At 45.9% G+C, this 26797-nt stretch carries 12 protein-coding genes; 5 read left to right on the forward strand and 7 right to left on the reverse strand.

The features are described 5' to 3' along the window. Positions 1-192: 192 nt before the first annotated feature. The gene (locus ACOGW3_RS18910) at positions 193-11394 is read right to left on the reverse strand and encodes a hypothetical protein (protein ID WP_419904389.1); all 11202 of its coding nucleotides are present in this window, start codon (positions 11392-11394) and stop codon (positions 193-195) included. 68 nt (positions 11395-11462) lie between these two features. After that, the gene (locus ACOGW3_RS18915) at positions 11463-12695 is read right to left on the reverse strand and encodes an ISL3 family transposase (RefSeq protein ID WP_419901077.1); all 1233 of its coding nucleotides are present in this window, start codon (positions 12693-12695) and stop codon (positions 11463-11465) included. Here ACOGW3_RS18915 and ACOGW3_RS18920 point away from each other — a divergent pair. Continuing rightward, the gene (locus ACOGW3_RS18920; protein ID WP_419904390.1) at positions 12682-12837 is read left to right on the forward strand and encodes a hypothetical protein; all 156 of its coding nucleotides are present in this window, start codon (positions 12682-12684) and stop codon (positions 12835-12837) included. The genes ACOGW3_RS18915 and ACOGW3_RS18920 overlap by 14 nt on opposite strands. On the opposite strand, the gene ACOGW3_RS18925 is transcribed toward ACOGW3_RS18920, so the two are convergent. The 4 genes from ACOGW3_RS18925 to ACOGW3_RS18940 form a co-directional block, all read right to left on the reverse strand. Further along, positions 12770-13759, reverse strand: coding sequence for a hypothetical protein (locus tag ACOGW3_RS18925; protein ID WP_419904391.1), 990 nt, complete (start codon positions 13757-13759; stop codon positions 12770-12772). The genes ACOGW3_RS18920 and ACOGW3_RS18925 overlap by 68 nt on opposite strands. 123 nt (positions 13760-13882) lie before the next feature. Further along, complete coding sequence (tnpA, locus tag ACOGW3_RS18930) at positions 13883-14317, reverse strand: IS200/IS605 family transposase (RefSeq protein WP_419901154.1); 435 nt, start codon at positions 14315-14317, stop codon at positions 13883-13885. A 95-nt stretch (positions 14318-14412) separates the two neighbouring features. After that, complete coding sequence (locus tag ACOGW3_RS18935; protein ID WP_419904392.1) at positions 14413-20313, reverse strand: LEPR-XLL domain-containing protein; 5901 nt, start codon at positions 20311-20313, stop codon at positions 14413-14415. A 458-nt stretch (positions 20314-20771) separates the two neighbouring features. Continuing rightward, positions 20772-20906 (reverse strand): hypothetical protein, encoded by a 135-nt coding sequence (locus ACOGW3_RS18940; protein ID WP_419904393.1) that lies wholly within the window; start codon positions 20904-20906, stop codon positions 20772-20774. On the opposite strand from ACOGW3_RS18940, the gene ACOGW3_RS18945 reads away from it, so the two are divergent. After that, positions 20893-22125 carry an ISL3 family transposase gene (locus tag ACOGW3_RS18945; protein ID WP_419901077.1) on the forward strand — a complete coding sequence of 411 codons (1233 nt, stop codon included), beginning with the start codon at positions 20893-20895 and terminating at the stop codon, positions 22123-22125. The genes ACOGW3_RS18940 and ACOGW3_RS18945 overlap by 14 nt on opposite strands. Positions 22126-22860: 735 nt before the next feature. Here the strand turns inward: ACOGW3_RS18945 and ACOGW3_RS18950 are convergent. After that, entirely contained in the window at positions 22861-23445 is a 585-nt protein-coding gene (locus ACOGW3_RS18950) for a TetR/AcrR family transcriptional regulator (RefSeq protein WP_419904394.1), read from the reverse strand. A gap of 181 nt (positions 23446-23626) precedes the next feature. Between ACOGW3_RS18950 and ACOGW3_RS18955 the strand changes: the two genes are divergently transcribed. The 3 genes from ACOGW3_RS18955 (at position 23627) to istB (ending at position 26783) form a co-directional block, all read left to right on the forward strand. Continuing rightward, positions 23627-24142 carry a YkgB family protein gene (locus tag ACOGW3_RS18955; protein ID WP_419904395.1) on the forward strand — a complete coding sequence of 172 codons (516 nt, stop codon included), beginning with the start codon at positions 23627-23629 and terminating at the stop codon, positions 24140-24142. 323 nt (positions 24143-24465) lie between these two features. Continuing rightward, positions 24466-25974, forward strand: a complete 1509-nt coding sequence (gene istA / locus ACOGW3_RS18960; protein WP_419901087.1) for an IS21 family transposase — start codon at positions 24466-24468, stop codon at positions 25972-25974. Then, a complete protein-coding gene (gene istB / locus ACOGW3_RS18965; RefSeq protein ID WP_419901088.1) occupies positions 25971-26783 on the forward strand; it encodes an IS21-like element helper ATPase IstB in 813 nt (270 codons plus the stop codon). Before istA ends, istB begins: the two co-directional genes overlap by 4 nt. Positions 26784-26797 lie beyond the last annotated feature (14 nt).

The raw sequence follows: 26797 nt of genomic DNA on the forward strand, positions 1-26797 counted from the left end.
CACACTCATTCATCGCTATTTGAAGCAATTATTCTCAAACATAGGATACGTAGAAAGCAATAGAGTCTCTGCTTTTACGACCCCAATAGAATAACACAATACGCGTCTAATATTAACAAAAGACTAGGGTAACGGGTGGTGGGAACAATAGTTCCCCTGGATATCCCTATCTACCCAGCAACCCAAGCTTGATTATAACCGAACAGATAACAAATCAGTGGATAGTGAATTTTTATCCAACGTATTCAGTTTACCATTTGGTAGTAAGGCAGCATCATCTGCTTTATCAACACCACTATTGTCGCTTGGGAAGACAGCATCGTCTTCAGAAGCACTTAGAAGATCAACAAATTCAACATCTTCCTCGTCATCTTCGTCTAGTAAATCAATAAATTGACCACTGTCTGATTCAAAGGCGAGTGTTTCAGCGCCTGAGTTCAGCCCCAAAGCACTGTGTAATCGATCCCATGGGATTTGATCTTCCGAGGCCTGTTCTAATGATTTAGTTTCAACAGAAGTGATTGACTGGCTATTTATCAAATCATCTGACCCCTCAGGTAGGAGCCGAACACTATTTGATAATTCAGTTCCCATCAGGTCATAATTGCCAATAGCTGTATGATCAAACCCGAGACTATGTCCTATTTCATGCATTACAGCAGTTAAAAGATCCATTTGGCCAAGTGCCGGTGAGTTTGGAGTTGCCATGCGGGCATCACTATCGAGATGACGGCGGAATTCGTTATCATCACCTGGGGAGCTATCAATAAACCAACCATTTCCTGCCGCATCAACGTCAATCGTCATATGTCCATCGGCAGAAATCTGGGCAAGAACATTTCCGGGAAGATCTACGATCGAAGAACTAACGAGAGCATTAGCGATTTGTTCTTCTGTTACTAACCATGAGCGGACCCAACGTTCTGCAGCTTCATCAATGATCGCCGCGAGATCATCTTGTGTTACACTCGTTACATTTCCAGAACCCGTACCGGTAGAAGCAGCCGTGAAATCACCTGTTAAGGCTTCGATATAAGCTGGATCGTCTGTTTGTAACAAGGCATCGTCAAAGACAGTTTCGCCGCCCTGATTAAGTAGGCCAAATTCGCCATCATTTATCAGGCTGTAGAAAGCAAAGCCCAGAACATCTTCATTATCGACTGCGACAGTAACACCAGCACCTTGGATGGTAATCGCAAGTAGATGGCCCGTGTTTTCATTAACGTTAAAGTCTGTGAAGCTATCGATCACAAGACCATTTTTACCCATATGTCCGATAACGAGTTGATCGTTTACTGCATCAAGAGCAACAAACTTGAAGTTATCGGCATCGAGATAGTCAAAGACAAACCCGCCGAGGCCATCCGTTTGTACAGAAGACTGTAACCAAATCCGAGCAAAAGGTTCTACAGATAGAGCATCAGTGGCAATAGCGAGTTCACCAGCTCCTGAACTGCCTACAAAACTACCGCTATCCAAGGACCAACTTCCGATCTGAGCCACGTAGTTACTGGTGGTATCGAACTCATCTAATTGGCTGTAGGTAATGTTAGGTGGCAGTTTTTGGACTTGGTAATCATCAAAATGTGCTTTGGCATTGTTTGCGCCCAACCCGAGTAAACCGGTGTTGAGATTGTCTTCATAAACAAATGAAGTCGCATTTCCACCATTCACGTAGATAGTTGCTATAGAACCATGTAAAGTCAGGGTTAAATCGTATTCTTGTCCTGCTCTCAAACGCATGTTTGATTGAGTATCTATCACCCATCCCTCAGCAGTACGATGACCAACCTGGATCTTATCGAGAGATTGATTGATACCTGCAAATTTAAAGTCAGTGGCAGACTGATAATCAAAGATGATATAGGAATTAGAATCATATCCCTGCTTATCTTTATCCGCCCAGGCAGTAACCAGAACCTCTACGTAACCAGGGATCTGTGCATCAAGGTGGAAGATGCTTATTGCTTCTTCACCTTTTATTGTTGGGGAGACATGGTATTCCCCACCCGTTGAGTTCCATTCGCCAACATCGGCAGCAAAAGCGATGTTTGAGAGGATGGCACCGCCTCCTCCTCCGCTGTCATCGGTGAAGAGTTCCCGACGCATGATCTCCCGTTTGCCTTGCAAGTTTCCGGGTTGTGGGTCATCAGGTGCGCCAGTTTGTTCTTGCCAATCCCGATCTTCCTGACGAACCATGCCAAGCTCTCCGAATGGCTCAAAATTACGATCTGCGTCTGGATCGTCGGTTCTGACATCGTCAAATTTATGATCAACATATAGTTGGGCATCCGGAGTTGAGCCAAAGACAGCAGGATCAAGTGAAATTGTTGATCTTACATCAGCACCATCAGAATCAGATAGTTCCAGCAAGTATTCTTCGAGTTGTGGCTGTAAGCTCCGGCTGATATGGAAAGCACCAAATGGAGAGAACGGCACGATGTAGCTGTTAAACTCACCGACCCAATCGATTGCCCGATCGGCCCCGGTGTTCAGAATTAAGACATCGCGACCAGCCCCACCATAGGCAATATCAGCATAGGCTTGGTATTCATCAGAAAGGGTGTTTTCAAGTGGGTCGCCAAGAGTTTGTTTTGGTTTTGGTTTAAAGATTTTGGCTCCGGAATCATGGTCATCATCCATATTGAGCAGATCATTACCGCGGCCGCCATACATGTGATCTCGACCAGAACCACCTACCATCCAGTCATTGCCGATATCACCAAAGATACGGTCATCGCCATCAGTTGGTTTGGCTCCATCGCTGAATGCAAAACCATCAGGGCCTTCGTGTTCCGCAAAATTGAGAATGAAATCAACGCGAAGAGTTAGACTGTGTGTTTCTCCACCGCCAAAACCACCAATGCCAATTTTTGTACCACTTAAAGCATCAGCTTGGGTTGCTGCTAATTTAATATGATCAGCATCCTCCACGATGACAAAATAGGTCAATCCATGTTCTAGGCCGCCGTCATCTGCTTCGCCAGTATTTTCATAAAGCAGAGCCATACCAGTGACCAGACCATGTCCAATTTCTTCAATGGTATCTGGCCCCGCACTAACATCCGCATTAACAAATTCAAAGTTAAGGCCCTCAAATACGGAGCCGGCAGCGGCATCAATCATCACTTTAGTACGTGGGAAGTACTCATCATAGAGAGCGAATTCTTCTGGGGTTTCACCTTCAAATCTTAGGATGTCACCTGGATTTGATGGAGCAAATGCAAACCAGAAAGGATTATCAGTTGTTACGGATCCACCAACTGTTGGGGCCATCTGTTGTTCTAGGAGGAAGTTGTTTATGCCCTCAAATCCAACACCTTCCCCGGAATAATAAATTGGAAGTGCTTCGGCACCGGATACGGCGTCATCACCATCACCGGTGTGCAAGAAATCCTGTCCCAAACCACCAAAGACGATATCATTAAACCGCAGCGCTTCCCCAAACAGTGGCGCGAAAACTGTACCCTCGACATCATCGGTTCTAAAGGCATAGAGTTCCGCATCTTTTTGCAGCTGATTTTCAACATTGATAATCGCGCGTTGGATGTTACCTGGTGTGGAAATCTCAACATTGAGTGAATTGAAGTTGGGTTCTTCGTTGTTTTTCAGTGGTCCTTCATCTTCTTCTAAGGCTGCGATGCCATAGAGAGGTTCAGGTTTTGTTGAATTGCGGCTGGTGAGGATCAAACCATCATCGCCCAGGATACCATCCCGGCCAGTGCCGCCAAGCAGGAAATCGGTTCCGACCTCACCGTAGAGATCATCGTCTTCACTGTTACCAAACAGCGCATCATTACCGGTCATACCGTGGATGATGTCATCCCCGCTTTCACCATAGATCAGATCGCCAGCACCACGGGCTGTGGCATCAAAGGTAAGAGTCTCTCGAGGATCACCGTTATCTACATAGCTATAACCGTAATCGACGAGATTAACGGCACGTACTCTAATTGGCAGGTCTTCACTATAACCTGTATCAAAATCACGACCTTCGACATCGTATTCATACTCAACTGGGATTGCCGGGCTGTTGATTTCAACTATTTGGAAAATATCACCGTTATCACCAAGGATAACATCGGCATCCGCTGCATGGCGAATATCGTCGGTGACAATAGTGCCTCCGGAGATATCGAGATCACCATCTTCAAAACCAGCGTTACGTTGAAGCAGGCTGGTATTGCCAGTACCACCATAGATCAAATCGGCGCCATCAGGGCGATCCATATAATTAGGAGCAGGTCCATCCTCGAGAAGGTAAGTAAAGAGTGTTGAGCTACCACCAACGATATCATCTTGGCCTAGGCCACCATAGATACGATCGTTACCACCATTACCTTCGATATAATCATTACCATCCATGAGGTCTTCGAAGACACTGAACCGTAGAGTGACATCAAGACCGTCTATATTTTGGTTTCTGATATCAAAGCTTGGGTCGGCATCTTGAGCCGGATCGTAATCATCAAGTGCGCCTTTGGCTGGATCAATAACTTCTAGCTGGCCATCGCCCTGAATTATATCATCGCCGAGTTGACCAAAGAGTTCGTCATCATTGAGGCCACCGACCATGATGTCATTACCAAAGCGACGGGCATTAGTTAAAGGATCACCATCCTCATTGTTCGCCAAACCATCAGTTTCTGTGTCTTGATCATGGTCGAGGAGATAAACGGTTCTAACCAAAGTCATGTCCTGATGCATTTGGAAATCATCAGTGATATTGGCTGTAAAACCGGTATCTACCAGGATTATTCCACCCAGAACTTCTGCGTCCATGGTGTAGAGTTCACCACCATCCCCAACTATTCTGAAGCGGGTGCTTAGATCATCGGTCTGACGGATGATAATGGCGTTATCCCCGGCCATGACATCATCGTCGGTACCGCCATCCATGATGTCATTGAATTCTTTATTCTCAGCAGGGTTGAGATCAGCCAATTCTTGATCAGCGAAGTATAACGCTACGACTTCTGTTGATAGTCCATATTTGGACGCATCATCCATATCATCGAGATCATCTTCGCCTTCGGTTACGTTGTGACCACCGATCATGTCATCATCGCCATCACTACCGAACATCAGGTCATCGCCCTGACCGCCCAGCATGATATCGTCATTACCATTACCAAAGAGCACATCGGAACGCCCGAGATCAGCATCCTGCGTGTCGATGGAGAAGAAATTATTGTTCAGGTAGAAATCATCGATCGTTGGCAATGTAGGATAGAGCTTACCGTGGTCGCCAAAGACTAGGTCAGCTCCATCAGCACCATCAACTTCAGCATCAGCGTCAATCTGGGCTGCTATCGGATCACCGTCAGGAGTATCACCCCAGATCAGATCGCTGTCGGTTCCGCCAAAGATGGTATCAGAGGCACCATTACCTTCTATGCGATCCTGACCACCCAGGGTTGGATCAATTGTAGTGATCCGATCCAAAGTCAGACGGTCACTATCCAGTGTCACCAGCGTGCCATCTTCATGATCATCGACATCTGGACGATTGGTAATATTGTCTTCTTCAAGCACCCAATTCATCTGGCCGTTATCACCAAGGATGACATCATTACCGGCTTCGAAACTATCGTCATCAATATGCACCATGAGGGCGAGATAAGTATTTGATTCGCCAAATAGAGTATCGCCATCGAAACCACCCATGATGACATCACCATGCTCGTTACCTTCGATGGTATCAGCACCACCCTCCCCGGTTTCTACGGTTTGGATAATGGTGACATGGTCAGCATTGATATCTCCCTTGAAGACTTCAAAATCGATGAAGCGCATTTCACCACCATCACCGATGAGGACATCAGATCCGGGATCATTGGAATCAACCAAACCAACATCATCAAAGAGGCCATTGCCTGCAACGGCATTGCTGTAGAGATCTCCATAAATGGTATCGCTATCTGTACCACCCATGACGATATCAGAACCACCGTTACCAAAGATAACCTCCGCGCCACCGAGATGGGTTGGCTCATCTGTGAGATCACCTGTTTTAAAGGTAATGATCTGATCAAGTGTATCGAGGATGGCCAGGCCGGCATCATCATCCCCGGCTCCTTCCATGTCTTCAACAGGCAAGACATCGAAACGCAACAGGCCTTCATCCCCAAGGATGATATCGTCACCAGCGGTTTCAACGTAATCAGGAATGTCTGCTTCGCCAAGAAGCGTATCTTCATTGCCATTATTCACGCCACCAATAATGACATCAGCGAAATCGTTACCTTCGATATAATCACCATCACCATCAGCTTCGATGGCATCCGTGCTTTCAACCCTACTAATGTTATTGGCAAAAGCATCAACTTGTAATTCATCGACGGCATCATAAAGTGTGACACGTCCCTGATCCCCGATGAGGATATCTTGACCGGCATTAGCTTCGTGAACGCCATATTCGCCGGGGGCTGATTCTTCATTGTCACCGATTATAACGTCTGCACCAGTACCACCCATGGCGATATCGTTACCTTCGTTACCAAAAATGAAATCATCGCTACCTAATGCAAAGTTTTTACTCGCGATAAGATCGAGGCTAAGCAAGTTGTCATCGAAAAATGGAACTAAAAGGCCTGTCATGGAAGGTGGTGCACCAACAGCACTACCATCAAAGCGTAAGATCGCTTCATCGCCCAGGATAATATCGTCACCGAGATTACCACGGAGGATATCACCTTCGACACCGCCCAGGATAATATCAATACCCTCGTTGCCTTCGATGGTATCTATACCACCATCTGCATTGGTTACATCCGTGGTCTCAATCTGGACCATAGCGGGCAGTTCAGAGTTTGGATCATCAACACTATCGTCGAATTCGATTTCACCTTGGTCACCAATGAGTACATCATCATTTGCGCCCACAACCGCAGCATTAGCCAAGTCGTTATCACCGCGGATGGTATCTGCAAAAGAGCCACCCATGACGATATCTTTATCGGCACCGCCGGATATCACATCATCACCACCGACAAGGAAGTCTGTCGTACGTACAAAGTCGAGGTTTGGCCTAAAGATATCGCTACCAATGACATCGTTGTAGACGACTTCGCCCTGGTCACCGATAACGATGTCTTGTCCTTCATCACCCGTAACGGTATCGCCATCGGCACCACCGATTATGACATCGTTGTCTTCGTTACCACTGATGGTATCTGCGCCACCATAGCTGTTGTCGTCATCATAACTGTAAATCCAGGTGATCGCGCTTTCTTCGCCACCATTAAAGAACTCATAGTCAACCACGCCTTGGTCACCAACAATGATATCTTCGCCGGTTGCCCCAGTCAGGATGTCATCACCAAAACCGCCGAAGATGATATCATCACCGATGCTGCCTTCGACAAAGTCGGCACCACCTGTATCAGCAGGATCTGGAGAGGCTGGATATTTTGTAGTGGAAATCTCATCAAGGACACCCGCGTCATAGACAACGCGACCGTCGTCACCAACGATTATGTCATCGTCACTAATTCCCTCTTCTTCATCAAGACTTGGGTCTGTGTAAGCCGGATCCATACGTCCATAGAGCGTATCGCCAACCACAGTTTCAATATCTGCTTTCGCGGCATTACCACCGCCAAGCAGAACGTCTTCACCACCATTACCAGACAGAGTATCATCACCGGCAATATTACCTACTACGGTTGAGATCAATTCACGTAAGCGATCCTTAAACTCGATCCGACCTGCATCCCCGATCAGGATATCTTCATCGGCCGGAATTGGCGCGGTAAAGATGCCACCGAGAACTTGATCTGGGTCGAAGTCACCAAAGACGGTATCATCGCCCGCACCACCGATAACGATGTCATCACCTTCACCGCCAATGACAAAATCATCGCCATCGGTCCCAGCTACAGCTGTGACTATCAAATCCAGAGTTCTGAAGTTATCGTCGTTATCAAGGATCATTGGGTCACCGCCATCAAGGGCGACATCACCTATCAGACGGTGATTGCCATCGATGACATGTCCTGGTCCCGGGGATTCAAATGAACCAGCAAAAGCGAGGGATCCAAAGTCAAAGAAGACCACCAGACCATCATCGCCAAAGACGATATCGTTGCCGGTACCACCTTCTACTGTGTCATTGTCTGCACCACCAAAGACGTAATCATTGTCACTGCCGGCAAAGATTGTATCGTTATTTTCATCCCCGAAAATTATATCCGTACCACGACCACCGTAAATGGTGTCGTCATCTTCGTTACCACGGATAAAATCGTTACCTTCATTACCTTCAATAGTATCTTGTCCATCAGTGCCGGGAAGATCCCCATGAGTTTCCGTACTTATACGGAAACCATAGAGCACATCAGCCTCGGTACCACCATAGATCGTGTCGCTATCGCCACCACCGGATACCGTATCAAAACCGGACTCTCCATAGAGCTCGTCGTCACCGGCCCCGCCATCGACGATGTCATCACCAGCACCGGCATAAATTAAATCAGCACCCCCATGGCCAAAGAGGTAATCCTTTTTACCATCAGGTGTGTTTGTAGATCGGATTTCAGGTTCAGCCAAGGGGGCACCATCGCGTTCGTAGACGATCCGTCCACCATCGCCAAAGATAGTGTCTCCACCAGGAGATCCTGCACCAGGATCAAGTAAATCATCTGTAATGGTGGCAGAGGTTGCGTAACCTTGCAGGTCAGCAAGAGGACCGTCGCCGCCGATGGTATCAGTGCCGCCTCCACCAAATATGATATCGTCACCGTCTCCACCAGTGATGACATCATCGCCATCTTTATCGCGGATCAGAACTGAAGTCAGGCGGGCAGAGGTACGGCCAGTATCGCCAAATATCAGGTCCATACCGGCGCCACCGTCTATGGTGTCATTCCCCTCACCACCAGTAATGATTTCTGCACCATCACCACCGCTTAGAGTATCGTCACCTTCATCACCTTTTATGGTGCCACCACCAGAACCCAAAGCATGGATTTCATCATCACCAGTGCCACCTTCGAGTTCAACAGCAACCATCACTGAAGCGTCGATATTGATGGTGTCATCAAATTCACCACCAAAACCGATAATGCTGTCACCACTGTATTTTTGAGCGGCTCCGATAGAAACATTAAACTGATCTGACCAGACATATAGGAAGGAGCCTGATTGATAGACGTTAATTGTTTCCGCTATATCTCTGGTATCTCCATGGAGACGACTTTCTGAATTAGGCCCGATATTGAGCAAGAGCGAACCATCACCCCGTTCTGTTGCGAGGAAAGGCTCTCTGTCAAAGTCAATAGAGAACTCAAATAATGTGATTTGCGGAGTGATGTTGAAAGTCATTTTGACTGTCAAAATCTCTAGATATGCCCGGAGTTGGAAGGCAATTTCCCCAGAGACATCAAATATTGCAATTGGTGCCAGAACAGGGCTACCGTAATTCAGTTCATAAAGGAAATTACCAACAAGTTCTGAAACCCTTACCCTGCCATCGCCGTCGGGATCATTCAGATCAAAATCGACAATCAAAATGATAGCTGCTTGAACCCCGGCACTGGCAACCCCAGCATTTAGTTCAGCTGCAACATTTATTTCCCCAATGAATTGTAGCTCTGGAACGTCAGTTCCACTGCCATCAGGCATATTGGTATCGGAAATAAAGAAACCGGCAAGTAGATCCAGTGGATTTTCAAAACCACCCTCAGCAAACCTTTGCACGCCCAGAGTATCATAACCAAAGGCCAGATCGACTTTCACGCCAAGACCAGCCCCAATAGCTCCCCACAGGGGTCCATAGATTGGGAAGCTCTGTTCATATGAGAATTCAACGATCAACGGTGGCAGATCATAGGTAACCAAAACAATGGGATTACCAAGTAAAGCACCAAAGATTTGTTTGGGATCATTCAGGAATGGGAACTCGAAGCCACCACGGTCCTGACTGTTAAAGTCTCCACCGAACAGACCTCCGACAGAACCAGCCTCAGGTGTGCTGGCATCACCACCAAGGGCTGCATCAAAGACTCCTTGAACAAAGTTACCAGCTTCATCAAACAGACCTGAAAGTGGATCTAAAGTATCAAACAGGTCAGATATTGCCTGATCGAAGTTCAGAGATTCAGGATTTATTGCTTTTGCGAAAGAGAAAACCTCGGCGGCGAGATCTTCCGGAGACAATATACCACTGCCAAATACAACAAAATCACCAAGAGGCATGATAACAGAGCCAGGTTCTGCCGGGATGGAGTTCACAAAGCTAATAAGATCCGCGAGTGCATAGATAAAGCCTGGATCAAATTCACCAAAAGTAGAGGCCAAATCAACCAGACTAACTGGTTTACCTGCAAGGTCCGAGATTACCGGTATCGGTGCGGTAATGATTTCAACGATAGGCTCGAGAGGCTCAGTTATCTCTTGAATTTTACCAACTACTGGGCCAAGGAAATCACCGATAAAGGAACCGAGATCTATACCGACATTGTTAAATGCCAACAGATCTAAGCCACCCGCTACATCAAAGTTAAATCCGGCGTCAAGTATATCTGGGCTGTCTAAACTCCACGCAAATTCAAAGTCAGCGACAATCGCTGGGAGTATTGCAGAGATCACATCGGGAAGCAGATCTTTGTTGAAGGCGAGTTCTAGAGCAAGATCGAGCTCTGCGGATGCATCAAAGTCAATAATTGCGTTTAGATCACCCAACTCATAGAAGCTGAGATGTTCATCGGTAATATCGGTCCCATTGACAAGATTGACCGCGAAGTCTGCCGTAATGTGATTATTATCGGTTATATTATTGCCATCTAGATCCTCTGTACCTGCATCCGCTGAGAATTGAAGGAAACCAAGAGAACCAACCAGACTTGAACCTGGTAGGAACCCGGCATCAAGAGATACACTCAGTTCTTCCGCTCGGCTAATATCAATAAAGGGACCATCATCCGTACTGATCCCAAATCCGATGCCCATTTGCCAAGCGAGTTCTACACCTAGTCCACCTTCCATCTCGAGGCTAAGTCCTGGGAAACCAAGGTCAAAACCAAAATCAAGATCAGGCGTATAGGTGCGCCCGATATCAAAGTTCCAAATTGAATGGGAGTTTGATAGATCTAAGACCAGATCAATAATGTCATCAATGTCAGAGAAATCAGCGGCATCAGCAACATTCCCAAGGTCATCCAACAGCAATCCAAGACCTGGCAGTGAAGCAAGTTCCGTAAAGAAATCCAGATCACCCAACGCATCTACTGCAGCACCACCGGGGCCAAGGACGACGAAGAGGAATTGTTGGAGAAGGTCCGCAAGGGCTTCATCGCTCTTAGGTGTATTTTCGACAAGTTTGATTAGTGGTGCTATGAGATCGAGACGAAGATCTTCGATAAACTCAGCCCCGTCAGCAAGCGTATCACCCACGATTGGTAAGGGGAGATTAAAGACATCACCAGAAAGAATGTGGCACTTCTCCGCTTTGTTGAGTAGATTTAGGATTTCAAATAGAGCATAGATTGATTATCTGGAATGGATGATTGTCTAATTTTGAGTTTGAAGTATTCGGTATCCTTGATGCCTCTGGCTCGCTTACGGATCATTCCTATACTGACATTACCAGCCTCTATCCTGGCGCTTGTGAGCTTGTGTTTGGCGTAGTTGCAGATGCCCACACAATGTTTCCGTAGGGATTTCGCGAACTTTTTTAGATAGAGCATCTGTGACTGATCTGCTATCAGGCACCAACGTTCCAGTTGCTCCGCCATCGCCTCAAATGAAGCGGCACTCCACAGCAGCTGAAGCTGTTCTTTCAAGACGTAAAGTGCATTCAGGTTGCTATTGCTCTCCAGCAACCTTTGCAGCTTGTCACTTTGTTTTTCACTCAACTTATCCGCATTTTTGAGCAACAGATAATGTGTCCCTTTCATCAACTCTTTACCACTTGGATCGGCCTTTCTGAACTCAAGTCGACGCTGATTATGGATAGCTTTGCTGTAGTTTTTCATGACGTGGAAACGGTCAAATACTATGTCGGCCAACGGCAAGGACTCTCTGACAGCCTTTTGGTAGGCAGGCCCCATATCCATCGCTACGGCCTTTATTTTGCAGGCTGTATCTGGTTGCAGTTGTTTCAAAAACCTTGAAAAAACCTCGGCAGTTCGGCCTGCTTCAACCCAGATCAGATGACCGCCAACCATATCGTAGACCACCGTCATGTAGTCATGACCTTTCGCCCGGGCAACTTCATCTACACCAATATATTCCAAGCCAGTTAGCTCTGCAGGATCAAGCGTAGGGAGAGTTTCAATAAGGTATGCCCTGTCGATATTCTTGACCGTTTCCCATCGTATATCCAAATGTCTGGAAACCGCTTGAATAGACATATGCCGACATAATCCACTGATCAGTCGGCAAAATCGGTGAGTGAAACGGCACCCTTTATCAACAAAATCACACCCCTCAATGCGGCGTTCGCCCTTGTTAATATAAACCTGCGCCAGCTCAATCTCGACCACACAAGGATACCCAAAAAGGGGGATGTCGTTTACTTGTCGGCGGACATGCTGGTTGATGCTTCCCTTCTGGCCTGTAGCAGGGTCTATAGCCCTCCTACGCGCGTCTCGGCTGCAGTGAATGACAATCTTAACACCGCCGTCATCCAGTTTAATTTCATTTACACGTTGCCCTTTGAGGCCTAAAATATGCTGCGAGATGTTGATTGTCATATACCTGCTCTATGTAAAGTTATCAGAAACCATACATATCAACAGGTTACTTGGCGGTCGGCATCTTTTTCTACTCAACAAAGCGGAGAAGAGCCAAGAATGTTTTGTAAGTTCTCAAGTAATAGATCCAGACCATCGATAGCCAATGGTAATGAATTGAGAATGCCAAAACTTGTATAGAAGTCAGGAAGCGAGAGGTCAGACGGCAAACTGATTGATGGGGATCCATCAAATATCAGGCCATCAACACCATCAATTATTAAACTGGCATCAAATGCGATATCGCCGATGTAATCAGAGGGTGTTGGGAAAAATACCGGGAGATTCAAGACCATGGAACTTGAGGGCAAGTCTGCGTCAAAGTCACCAAAGGTAGCTAAAATACTTGCGGGATCATCAATGGAAGCTTTATCACCAACCCCGGCACCCGTATTACTAAAGCCAAACTCGAGATCAAAACTTCCATCCCCACCAATTATAGCGACCCCAAGGGGACCAAGCGAGGCATTGAAAGTAATATCCGTGCTTGTTCCGTTTAGGGCCAAGTTAATATGGGTGTCATCTTCATGGGTAAAGAGGAAGACTTCGCCGAAGTTATCAGTGTCATCAAGGATATCACCATCATCATCATCCAGATCAACACCGACAGTTAGTATTGCATCTATGACAACGGAAGCCCCCATTCCAGCTCGTCCAAGCAGACTGAGATCTCCAAAGGGCGCTACAGACTGATCAAGGTCGAGATCTAGGGTTAAGACTTCGGTAAAGCTACGACTGAGATCGAGGGCAACCTGTAACATGTCAAAACTATCGGCGTCGCCTTCGACATCCATATCATCAACCAAGGCCAATGAAATAAAACCTGCACCTGGTGGTAGGCCAAAGCTTTCCCGGAGTTTTTGTTCCAACTGTTGTACGTTAAACGGTTCATTGTTGGTAATGTCATCTACAGCGTCAGAGAAACGTCCGGTAATATCCATCAACTCATTGAAGCTAAAACCAAGAACAGGTATTTCATCGCCAAGGAAGTCTTGCCCCGCAAACTCGTTGAGGAATTCTCGCATTTGGGTCAATGCAGCTAAGATGTGTTCGAAACCGACCTCTGCAAAGTTAAATGACCCCCGGCAAAGCCGGGGGCTTAAGCGGGTGAGCCCCTTAAAGGGGCAAATTGGGAACCGCTAAAGCGGTTATGGATTGAATATATCCATTTGGTCAAAGTACTTATCACGCTCTTCTTGCGTTCTGATATACTCCCTCACCATCTGTTCATCGAGCCCTACAGTTGAGACGAAATATCCACGGGCCCAAAAATTTTCACCCTTGAAATTCCGTGCTTTATTTTTGAATTTTCGAGCTATGGCAATCGCGCTTTTTCCTTTTAGGTATCCAACGACTTTTGAAACAGCATGTTTGGGCGGTATGCTGATACACATGTGAATGTGATCCGGCATCAAATGGCCCTCCTCAATCTTACTTTCGCGATGCCCGGCCAGTTCATGGAAAATTTCACCAAGATACTGACGTAGGTTGCCATAGATAACTTTTTGCCTGCGTTTAGGGATGAAAACCACGTGGTATTTACAATCCCATCTCGTATGTGCAAGGCTTTTGTAATCTCTCATCGGCTAATTCCTTTGTTATTTTGGTCAATAAACAAAGAAATGTAAGACCGTGGGAACGGTCAAACCATTGAGAGTCCCCCGGCATAGCCGGGGGTTTACCGGATTAAATTATCAAGATCGTCGAAGTCAGAGGTATGGATATGCATATCTGGCAAGATCGGATCAAAACTCGCCAATAAACGATGCATTGTTGTCGGGCCGGTTGTCGTACTTCCTAGCCCTGTAATATCTACGGGCGTTGGCACATCGGCCAATGCGCCTGGCCGGGTTTCAGCCAGTTGTATGGTGTCATCATCTATCTTGATGATAAAATATGCTTGATTGTCCACCAGACCTTCTATCGGTGTCCCATCCCCATCCCCATCGCGATAAACGATACGATCCCCAGATTCAAATCCATGAGCGGTAAGAGTTAATTCATCATCGGCAACATCAACAATACCAGTATCTGTACCGTCAAATTCCGCTGAACCCGGTAATTCATTAAAAAGATTACCCGCGTCATGCATATGCATGGTGAGCTGTGGATTTGCCCCGAGGCTAATAAAGTCCGCCCCTGGCAGTAGCACGACATCAAAGACAAACTCGTCTTCCGTTGGTGCACTTGAAACCTCAAGGGTTGGATAGGTCAGAACCTCGGCTTGGTCATGAACGTCGAAAACACCATCCTTGTTCACATCCAGACTGATCGCATCAAGAAGCTCAGCTAAGGTGACATTATTTTCAGGATCTCCACCCTTATTGGTGGTCAGGGATACCTCAAATTCCATGGTCTCGAAAATTGGTATATGGGGATCTACACCGAGACTATCCATTTCGATGCCAACAAAACCAAACTGAGCACTGGCATCTTCTACATAGATAGAAAGGGTGAAATCAGCTGATAAAACAGGTGTTGAGTCATCAACTTGACGTATAAAGAGGCGGTCCTCCAGATCCAGTGAGCCAACTTCATCACCATTGATGACATGGTCAATTTCAGTGGATCCAACAGGCAGCGGTAATTCAAAATCTACGACCAACGAGTTGTTATCAGCGGCTTGAATACCCAAAGCAAAAACAGCCCGAGATCCATTCACCGATTCAACCCGGAAGACTTCAGGTCCAGCTACACCAGTATGATCCGTAAGATCAATGCCTGTCATCGCACCATTTACCCCCCCGGTTACATCCGAAGAGGTATCGGTGTCTATCGCGTCAAGCACATCCATGATGTCCAAAGCACCATCAAGAGTTATGCGATGTATTTCACCGTCTTGAGTGTGGATCAGTAAATCTGCGAGATCGGCTTCAAGACTAAGCATGCCAACGCCCAATGGATTTAAAGGCGTGACCAATTCGTGAAGGTGTAGATCTGTGACGGCACTATTGCTGGCATCTGCTAATAAATTAAAAGCTGTAATCCCGGAACCATCTTTGGCTTCTATAACCAAGCGTTGTCCATCAAACCCAGCCAGGAAGGGATTTTCTGAACTTCCGCCAAATGCATCATTGAGAGCAAAGGTAATATCCGAGACTAAATCGTAAACAAGGCGGTTAGTCAGGGTTTCATCAACTTCGAGAACTACATAGGCAACAGCAGGGTCAAACTCATGTGTCGCCCCTGCCCCCGCACCCGTCAAATCAATAGCTGTGCCCGCTTCGGCATCGGCAAGGGTTGCGGCTACTTTAATTTCATCGGCAAGCAAACCACCGTCGGTATCACTGGCGATGACAAAATAGAAACCACCATCCAGAAGACCACCGATATCACTTCCCGCACTGGTATTGTTATATTGTATTGCCTCCCCTGTGCTCAGCGTATGTCCAGCAAGCGTTACAACATCTGTCCCATCAACGATGTCGCCAGGGACAAAAGCTTCTGGGGTGGTTACGCCATCATCATAGCTGAGGAAGAAGCTGGCCTCGGTGGCTGGTCCATAATAGAAAGGTGCAAGATCAGCGGCTGAAATCCGCAAAGGACCATCGATAATACCCGTTGTTGTTAGGAACCCCAATTCAGGAGCACTGCTCACAGTAATTTCAATGGTTTCAACATCATCTGAAGTGGTTCTAAGTGCGATTTGCCCTGCGTTAACTTGTACAGCCACAACTTTACCTGCGACCGCACTACCAGAAATTTCTGTATTAATTTGATCAATCAGATCTGCTAGTTTTGTATTGCCAACTGTAGAAGCCGCGGTAACCGTTATTATATCATCTCCCGCAGCACCAAGATCCACGGTAAAGGTCTGATCCCCGACCAGACGTCCAAAGGAAGAGCTGGTCGTTGCAACGGGGTTGATCGATGTATCTAAGAAATTTTCCCCAATCAAAAAGACGCCCGCAACCTGACTTAAGAAATTCCCGTCTTCCTGCAATCCATCCAGTTGAACCGCAGCAAGTCCAAGATCTCCGGTGTCCGTGTTATCCGCTATTCGGAATACATCAACAGATGCATCTACGGCTGCAAGTACGATAGCGTCACCAGAACGCGCCGCTGCAATAAGTCCATCGAGCCCGCTTGACCCGATCTCTGTATTGATATCCTCAACCAAATCATTAACCGTATTTGCCCCTGCCATATCGATCTCTATGGTGGTTGAGCTACCACTGCCATTGAGGAAAACATCAAAAGAGGCGATACCTGTATCGGGGACAGAAGATATAGTTGTACCAGTCAAGAATACGGTGGTGGCCGAAGTTCCTCTCAGACCGAGTTCGTCATAGGCTGCATCTGTGGTGCTGACACCAATAGAAAAACTATCAACGGCCCCTATTGACTGAAGCACAATCCGTCCAGCAATTTCGACGGCTTCGACTTCTGCACTAATATCGACAATTGTGGTTCCGGCTCCAGGATCAGCGTCTGCAACAAGGAAAGCGGCGTTTAAATCTGCAATCAAATCAGCCGTTGTTAAATTGTCATCAGTTGCGGCCTTCGTCAGCGTTACTTCGAGTGGGTCGCCCCCGTTAATACCTGCCAAGGTGATGTCAAAGGTTGCATCTTCACTGAGCCTACCAAAAATGGGAGTTAAAGCCTCCGCACTTGTTAGTGCCAACCCTGTTGAAATTGGAACCCCGTCCCCATTATTCAGATCTTCTAATAAGGTCGTTACTTCGATCATGGCTGAAGTTGCGAGATCAAACCCCATGGTTGCTTCAAAAGTAAGTGTTGGATCTAAAACTACGTCCGCGATGACTGTTACGTCAGTCACCGGATCTAAATCTAAGTCAAAATCTATAGGAGCATCATCGATGATTTCTCCACTAGCCGTAACAGTTATATCGTATGTAAGTTCCTGTAGGGCGACGTTGTAATTGGCGACACCACCAGCCAGAGATACATTGGGAATACTCAAAGAACTTAACCGTGCAGCCAGTTCCTGAGCGGTCGTGAAGGTTACGGAGAGAATATTTTCGTCTAACGAGGAAATTTTACCGATCAAGCGATCAAGGTCATCTCGTGCCACGTCATCCAGTTCTTCCAAACCATTACCGCCATCATCTATCAACAACTCGTCTTGGATTAACTTGGCAAAGTCCAGAAGATCACCGAGTGTGGCTTCGGCAAAGGGGATATCATAGCCAGCCAACATTTCTGTATTTGGTATGCGGTTTAACCACCCTTTGAGTTGGGAAATTAACCCGACAACTTCTGAGCCACCGATAGAATTAAAATCTAATAATTTTTGAAATGAGTCTGTCGTTGGATCAAAACTGGTAAATGCTGTACCTGAAAGCAGGAGTGACCCCTCGAGATCAAACCGGTCTACATCAATAAAGTCAGGTGAAATATCTGTTTCCAAGGGGAAGGTTATGACGCCACCATCGTCTACGATCAGATCATCTGTAAGGGTCAAGCTCTCCGTATTGAGGTCACCATCACTAACTGCGACCCCTGCTTTGGTCAGGAGTTCAAGGTGAATGTTAAAGTTATCGTTATCTGCATCAGGGTGGTTAAACAGCAACTCATCAAAAGTAGCCGCGGCAAGTTCAGTGGCGGTAATGTTAAACTCGGCACTCATAACAACGGCACGGGTTATCTCTAGAGTATCGGCCCCGTCAACGGGATCAAAAGTTATATGATCTGTACCATCCAGAGAAACCGTAATCTCACCAACACCAAAGGCTGTATCAATAATTGTCTGTGCCTGGGATAGGAAATCAGCCCGACGATCAGCATCAGTGTCCGTTGCCCCAGTTACGGTAAAGGACATGTTGACCAATTTTGGTTGCGCTGCTCCGAGAGACATTAAGACTGCAGCTTCAAACAATTCTCCATCCACTGAAAAATCATGGGTAAGAGCATCTGTTGCTGTCAGGTCGAACCCCGCCAAGGCAAAGTGTTCTTGGCCAATAAAACCAAACCCTGTGGCGTCACTATCGACAAGTGAGAGGACGATCTTGTCTGATACATCCAGACTGGCAGCCAGTATGTCGTCGAGCCCAGCCGTTGTCAGGGCTGCATTAATATCAACAATTAAATCGGCATGTGTGGTATTGCCCACGGTGCTTGCCGCTGTAACCGTAACTTCAACGGGTTCGATACCGTTATCATCGCCGAGCGTCATACTGAAAATTACATCTTGATTTAAGACCAACTCACCAGGATCTAAAGACCTGGTAGCGGTGAAGACGCCGTCAACCCCGTCGATCATACCATCCCCTGCTGCTTCAAAATCAGCTTGACCGAATCCGATATGGAATGGGCTGCTTGGGTCGATGAGTTCTATGTCAAATGGAAGGTTAAGTTCGAAAATACTTCCTGTATCTCCAATCATCCCCAGGAAGCCGACATTGACGTTTAGTCCCACAAGAGATTGGTCAACAAAGGCTTTAACCTCAATGTCATCGGCAACACTAAAACCAAAATCGGCTGCTCCATCAGTGGTTACGGAAAAGCCCAAATCCATGGCAAGGCTTCCCATAACGTCCACTTCGGGTTGGAAGAAATAATCTACCTGTCCACCGGTGGTATAAAATTCTTTGGGAAGGTCAATTTCGAGGGATTCAACAGCAAGTCCAAGATCAATCAGGTACTGATCGCTTAGTGTCAGAGTAAAATCAAAATCAAAATCAAAGGCATCAACGCCTGGATCATCATTATTTGTATAGGCAAAACTGGTAAGCTCTACATGACCAGAAATTAAAGAAGGAACAGAAAGGTCATCTAAAAATGCGTGGAAACCTTGTATTGCGCCATCAGTATCATCAAAGTACCCATCCATAAGGTCGTCAAAGTTAGTAGCTGAAAGACCTCCCATGTCTTTCATATCTGGGAATTGTTCAAGAAACTCTGATACTTGACCGACGATAATGACTTCAAAAAATTCAGACAGGCTAACCCGGCCGTTATCATTTTGGTCTATCAATCCCAGGGCGTTTTCTTCATCCAGAATATATCCGTCAAGGTTTTCGGCGTTTAGTGCTTTTGCAATCTGACCGATGTCATGTGTATCCGCGAGATGGTATTGAGCATTTGCATCAGCAGCGATGTCAGCAATTATATCTGCGCTATCATCCGTTGAGCCATCTTCATCTAGATCTGTATCGATAGAGAGTAAGTCACGAATGGTAGGTGCAAGAACGCCATCAGTTGCCGGTTCATCCAAAGCCAAGCCTGGTACATGGTTGTCAAAAGCAGGGTCCCCACCCGCTTCTATCAACTGTTCGAGCATATCAGCAAAACCGTCACTGCTGTCTGTACCCGCTAATCCACTTTCAAGAGCACCGATCAGGCCGGGAACAATGCTATCTGCAGAAAGAAGGAAACGACTTTCGAGGGGTTCGAAATGAACCCCACTGATACCCTCGGGAACACCATTACTTACTGTCCTTACTGAAGGACGAGGTTTAAAGGAGAACTCCCTCCAGGAAATATTTTTCCAAGGAATAGAACCATGTCGGCAAATCGATTGCGCCGAAGATCGCTTGTAACGCGGTTTATTCCATAAAATTGAAGGAGGAGTATCTACTGATGCTCTTTCAGCTAGCTGAGGACACGAAACGGCCATTGTATTTCTCCTGTCAAAAACCCTGGAGTGACGACCCATGGCTTCAGACTTTTGATTTCGGCAGTTTTTCTAGTTCCTGTGCTGCGAGCAAATTTACGAGCTGTTTATAATTTATTTCTTAAACAGCTTGATAAATAAATAGTCTCTTTCTTCTAATCCGGTTCGGGTTGAGTTTTGAGATAACATCAAGACACAGTAAAACGGACTTAACTCCAGATTTGAGCCTCGAAAAGAAGATCGTAATGACATAAGGATCGCTTTGGACAAGCAAGTAATTATAGGAGTGAGATTTTTAATTTTGAAAGGAAGGAATAGAGAAAACAAAGGTGACAGAGGGCGTAATTTTGAGGTTAGTTCCTCTATCAAAGAACAGAAGATTTTTTTAATATCTCTATTTTCAAATAAAAACATTTCACTCCGCTCAGGCAAAGCTTCCTTCTCTGCCAAATCGAAACTTGTCATTTTAAAATTATAGAAACTTGTCGGCTCTTCTCCGCTTTGTTGAGTAGAAAAAGATGCCGACCGCCAAGTAACCTGTTGATATGTATGGTTTCTGATAACTTTACATAGAGCAGGTATATGACAATCAACATCTCGCAGCATATTTTAGGCCTCAAAGGGCAACGTGTAAATGAAATTAAACTGGATGACGGCGGTGTTAAGATTGTCATTCACTGCAGCCGAGACGCGCGTAGGAGGGCTATAGACCCTGCTACAGGCCAGAAGGGAAGCATCAACCAGCATGTCCGCCGACAAGTAAACGACATCCCCCTTTTTGGGTATCCTTGTGTGGTCGAGATTGAGCTGGCGCAGGTTTATATTAACAAGGGCGAACGCCGCATTGAGGGGTGTGATTTTGTTGATAAAGGGTGCCGTTTCACTCACCGATTTTGCCGACTGATCAGTGGATTATGTCGGCATATGTCTATTCAAGCGGTTTCCAGACATTTGGATATACGATGGGAAACGGTCAAGAATATCGACAGGGCATACCTTATTGAAACTCTCCCTACGCTTGATCCTGCAGAGCTAACTGGCTTGGAATATATTGGTGTAGATGAAGTTGCCCGGGCGAAAGGTCATGACTACATGACGGTGGTCTACGATATGGTTGGCGGTCATCTGATCTGGGTTGAAGCAGGCCGAACTGCCGAGGTTTTTTCAAGGTTTTTGAAACAACTGCAACCAGATACAGCCTGCAAAATAAAGGCCGTAGCGATGGATATGGGGCCTGCCTACCAAAAGGCTGTCAGAGAGTCCTTGCCGTTGGCCGACATAGTATTTGACCGTTTCCACGTCATGAAAAACTACAGCAAAGCTATCCATAATCAGCGTCGACTTGAGTTCAGAAAGGCCGATCCAAGTGGTAAAGAGTTGATGAAAGGGACACATTATCTGTTGCTCAAAAATGCGGATAAGTTGAGTGAAAAACAAAGTGACAAGCTGCAAAGGTTGCTGGAGAGCAATAGCAACCTGAATGCACTTTACGTCTTGAAAGAACAGCTTCAGCTGCTGTGGAGTGCCGCTTCATTTGAGGCGATGGCGGAGCAACTGGAACGTTGGTGCCTGATAGCAGATCAGTCACAGATGCTCTATCTAAAAAAGTTCGCGAAATCCCTACGGAAACATTGTGTGGGCATCTGCAACTACGCCAAACACAAGCTCACAAGCGCCAGGATAGAGGCTGGTAATGTCAGTATAGGAATGATCCGTAAGCGAGCCAGAGGCATCAAGGATACCGAATACTTCAAACTCAAAATTAGACAATCATCCATTCCAGATAATCAATCTATGCTCTATTTGAAATCCTAAATCTACTCAACAAAGCGGAGAAGTGCCAACTTGTCTTATAAATACGTGGATAGGATTACCGCACTAATTTGCATTAGAATATCAAAGAAAGCATTTATAAAAACAAAATAACTACTTGTTTTAAATGCGTATATTACTATTCCAAGCCCTAGCCCGGCTGGTCAGCCAAGAGCTTTTCCAGCACCGAAGAAACTATCATCAAGTGGTGTTTAAGTCAATAAATTAAGTAAATTTAACCTAATTTGATTACATTATATTGGATGTAATTGTAATTATATTTCCAACCATGCCATGTATTTTTTATTATCTAAGAGTAAGAAATTGTTTAAAATTAATACAGTAACTTTTTAAGTTACTTTTATAAAATAATTTAGCGTCGGTCATAAAGCGACTCGTTTACAAGTCCATCGCCCTTACTAATGATTTATACTTAGCTTTACAGAACTAATTATAAACCCAGGCGATTATCTTGTGAAATAGAGATAGTCAATGATATCACAAGCCATAGTCCAAATGGGCAACCGCGCTAAATTGATCGCGTAAGTGCGTAACCACCGGTTTTTTGTAATATTATTTTCATATCTTATTAAAACAGCCTTTTACACTCTGGGGAAAGTTCTTCGTTATGGTCCGTTTCTGTCAATAGAATGGGCTAACTTTCTCAAATAAAACCCTATTCTCAAGATAGTCCCCAGCAGGATCCGAGCACGATAAGCAATCAAATAATGGATTTCACTAACTCTTTCCAGATGCTCGTTCGTAGCGCTCGACAGAAGTATTCAAAATATTTTGCAATACAATTATTGGATAACCTGCCTTGGCAAAGACCCTTAAACCCATATAGGTGGAGGTTATATGGTCAGCTTCAGCTTCTAAAGAGACGCTCCAGCCCCCTTCCTCACGCAACCGTTCTACAATTGCTCTGCGCAACAAATCGAGAGCCACCTGCACACGCGAAGCAACCTCTGGATCACGTGGAGCTTGCTCTACAGCGGCATCACAAGCCAGACAACCTCGGCGTACTCCTTCATTGTCGGTCTGCTTGATGGCCCGTTCCATCAAGTTTTGTATGGCTTCAATAAAAGATCTTGCCTCGAGAAACAGAAATGCCGCCTCTCCCATTTCTCGTCGCCCATAATGATCCAGAACCTCAAGATAGAGTCCCCGTTTATCTTCGAAGGCATTGTAGAGGCTTCCACGCTTCAATCCTGTCTCAGCTTCCAGGTCATCCGTCGTTGTACCGTGATAACCTTTTTTCCAAAAAACCTTCATGGCCGCGTCTAGAACTGAGTCTGTATCAAATTTACGGGGTCGAGCCATCTGGTACTCCATTTTTGGTATTTGCGTCCTACTATAGCCATAATAGCTAAAAATTCAGTTCACAGAATAGTGATATGATAATTATTGAATTTAAATACCAAAACCCCAATTTTCACCTCAAGCAATAAAATAATATACCTTAATGTATTTTGGTATTAAGGTTCAATAACAAGGAATACTCATGACTGACACTAAAATATCCCGCTCGGGTTCCTTCAATCACCCAGCTTTAACTCTCTCAAAACTGAGTGCGGTTTTCACCCTGCTTGGCACCTCAGGTATTTTCGCAACTCTATCAATCATTTATTTCTGGTTCGGAGGTATGAAGTTTACCGCATATGAAGCTCAAGGCCTTGTACCTCTCATTGAGAACAGTCCCCTTCTTTCTTGGGTTTACGAAGTATTCTCGGTTCGAGTTTTCTCTAACATTCTCGGTGTTATCGAGGTCTGTATCGGCCTGTTGATCGCGTTGCGCTTTTTTTCGCCAAAGCTTTCTGCAATTGGTGGGATTTTATCAAGTGGGCTATTCGTAACCACGCTTACATTCATGGTAAGCACCCCTGGTGTTTTCGAGCCAAGTCTCGGTTTTCCTGCCATTTCGGTAATGCCGGGCCAGTTTCTTTTGAAAGACCTAGGACTACTCGCTGCCTCACTCTTCGTAACAGGTCGTTCACTTTCTGATATCGTGGCTGAGTAATCAAGGTAGTACAAAAAAGCCCCTCAGCTTATATAAGTTGTGGGGCTTTCTTACTGATTTCTGTGAAGACAAAACCTTACTTAGGAAAAAATAACCGAGAAAAGAAAAGTCAAAGAAATGGAACGCGCCTTTTCACACGGAACTGTTCAGCGACAATAACCTTGGCCGGTTGCGACAACCACCTTGGCCGGTGGATCTGATCATTAAAAAGGGCGTGCCCGTTTGATAATCAGATCCACCGGCCAAGGCTTAATTTGGTGTTAGTTACAAGCTGCTGTGAGTTGATAAATTAGGAACCTCTAGATGTAATTGGAGGAACCTGTTTGCCGTATAAATTTATCACAGATGAACAACTGAGACTTTACATGACAGATAGAAAAACTCATGGTCAACGAACCGCCGCTGCCCGCGCAGGGTTTAGCGAACGCACGGCCCGCCGATTTGACGTTGATGCGACTTTACCGTCACAACGCAATATAAAGCGAGGGCGAACAGTTTCTGATCCGCTTGAAGATATCTGGGATAAGGACATCCTTCCCATTTTGGATAAAGACAACTCGGTCAAACCCATTACTTTGTTGCGCCACATACAGAGCCTCTATCCGCTCCGTTTTCCCGATGACCGTGTCAAGCGCACGTTAGAGCGCCGAGTTCGGGGATGGCGGGCTCTGAATGGCCCTGAAAAGGATATCATTTTCAGGCAAACACCTGAGCCGGGTTACATGGGCCAATCAGATTTCACGGATGCAGCCGACTTAAGTATTACCATTGCAGGAGATCCTTTGGTGCATCGGCTCTATCATTTTGTTCTGGTATATAGCCGATGGGAACATGTTGGGGTCGTACTTGGCGGTGAGAGTTTTACAGCCCTTGCGGAGAACTTACAAAATGCGCTTTGGTCCTTGGGGGGCGCTCCTGAAAACCACCGGACCGACAGCCTGTCTGCGGCCTTTCGGAATTTGAGCGTTGAGGAAAAGGAGGACATTACCAAACGTTATTCTGCTTTTGTTGAGCACTACGGTATGGAGGCCAGTCGAAATAACAGAGGGGAATCACACGAGAACGGTGCCATTGAATCTCACCACGGTCACCTTAAGACTGCGATAAAGCAGGCCCTGATTTTGCGTGGCAGTAATGACTTTGACACTTTGGATGAGTATCGGCGATTTTTGGACGAGCTGATTGCTAGACGGAACAAACATCGTGACCAAGATATCCAAACAGAGTTGAAATCTCTCAAGGCGTTACCTCCTCGGCGAACAACAGATTACACTGAAGTCGTGTCGAGAGTTACCAAAACAAGTGGTTTTTTAGTTAAGCAGGTTTTTTATAGCGCCCCTTCTCGCCTAATTGGTCAACGCTTGCGTGTCCATATTTACGATAACCGGATAGAAGCCTATCTAGGCAGCACTCATGTCGTCAGCCATTCTCGTGAGCGGGGGCACGGCAAAGGCCCCCGCATTCATGTTATCAATTATCATCACGTCATTCATGCTCTCAAACGTAAACCTCAGGCACTCGCCAATTCTATTTATCGTGACAGTATTTTTCCAAGAACCGAGTACTCCCTGGCCTGGACATTGTTTCAGAAAAAGTTGTCCCGCAGAGATGCGTGTCGTCAGATGGTTGGGATACTTTTCCTTGCGCACGAAGAGGCTTGTGAGGCCGAAGTCGCGCACCTGATTTCGAGAGAAATCAATGCAGGAAGGCTACCTTGCGCAAAAAAACTTAAGCTGAATATCACAAAAAAGAACACGGATTTACCTCCTGATATTCCCGTGGTTCAACCTTCATTATCAGTCTTTGATACTCTGTTGGAGGATCGGGCATGACAAACATTGAAGTGGATCAGCACAAGCTGCCTCTTATGCTAACTGACTTACGATTACCCAGCTTTCACAAACACTGGCAAGATATCGCAATCCAATCCGACAAGGAGGGCTGGTCAGCAGCCAGGTTCCTTGCCGTTTTGGCCGAATATGAATTGGCCGAAAGGGACACGCGACGCATTCAACGCCATCTCAACGCATCAAACCTGCTGGGCGGAAAAACTCTGGCCACTTTTAACTTCAAGCGGCTGCCTAACGTGAAAAAGGCGCAGGTCGAAGCCTTGTCTGCCGGTGACTGGATTGACGCAAGAGCAAATCTGATTGCCATTGGAAATTCAGGGGGAGGAAAAACTCATCTCCTATGCGCCGTAGGTTATGCTCTTATAGAGGCTGGATACCGTGTGCTCTATACGCAAACCAGTGATCTGGTGCAAAAACTCCAGGCTGCCAGACGTGAACTTATGCTCGAAAACGCCCTCGCAAAACTCGATAAATTTGATCTCATCATTCTCGATGATATTACCTATGCACAAAGGGATATATCTGAAACATCCGTGCTCTTTGAATTGATCGCCAGACGATATGAGTACCGAAGTATTGCAATTGCTGCCAATCAACCTTTTAGCGGATGGGACAATATTTTTCAAGATAAGGCCATGACCGTTGCAGCAATCGATCGTCTTGTTCACCACTCAACCATTCTTGAGATGAATATCGACAGCTACAGACAATGGGAAGCCGCCCAAAATCTCAAAAAAATGTTGCGGAAAACCACAAACAAAAAGGTGAAAAATATGCCTGAAGCATCGTAAATAAACGTCAGATC

Origin of the sequence: Kiloniella sp. (assembly GCF_965205715.1) — a bacterium.
Taxonomy (GTDB): Bacteria; Pseudomonadota; Alphaproteobacteria; order Kiloniellales; family Kiloniellaceae; genus Kiloniella.

Excerpts from the sequence above, each read along its gene's own strand:
- ACOGW3_RS18920 (WP_419904390.1), top strand. The coding sequence starts at position 12,682 with ATGTTGATTGTCATATACCTGCTCTATGTAAAGTTATCAGAAACCATA.
- ACOGW3_RS18915 (WP_419901077.1), bottom strand. The coding sequence starts at position 12,695 with ATGACAATCAACATCTCGCAGCATATTTTAGGCCTCAAAGGGCAACGT.
- ACOGW3_RS18925 (WP_419904391.1), bottom strand. The coding sequence starts at position 13,759 with ATGCGAGAATTCCTCAACGAGTTTGCGGGGCAAGACTTCCTTGGCGAT.
- tnpA (WP_419901154.1), bottom strand. The coding sequence starts at position 14,317 with ATGAGAGATTACAAAAGCCTTGCACATACGAGATGGGATTGTAAATAC.
- ACOGW3_RS18935 (WP_419904392.1), bottom strand. The coding sequence starts at position 20,313 with ATGGCCGTTTCGTGTCCTCAGCTAGCTGAAAGAGCATCAGTAGATACT.
- ACOGW3_RS18945 (WP_419901077.1), top strand. The coding sequence starts at position 20,893 with ATGACAATCAACATCTCGCAGCATATTTTAGGCCTCAAAGGGCAACGT.
- ACOGW3_RS18940 (WP_419904393.1), bottom strand. The coding sequence starts at position 20,906 with ATGTTGATTGTCATATACCTGCTCTATGTAAAGTTATCAGAAACCATA.
- ACOGW3_RS18950 (WP_419904394.1), bottom strand. The coding sequence starts at position 23,445 with ATGGCTCGACCCCGTAAATTTGATACAGACTCAGTTCTAGACGCGGCC.
- ACOGW3_RS18955 (WP_419904395.1), top strand. The coding sequence starts at position 23,627 with ATGACTGACACTAAAATATCCCGCTCGGGTTCCTTCAATCACCCAGCT.
- istB (WP_419901088.1), top strand. The coding sequence starts at position 25,971 with ATGACAAACATTGAAGTGGATCAGCACAAGCTGCCTCTTATGCTAACT.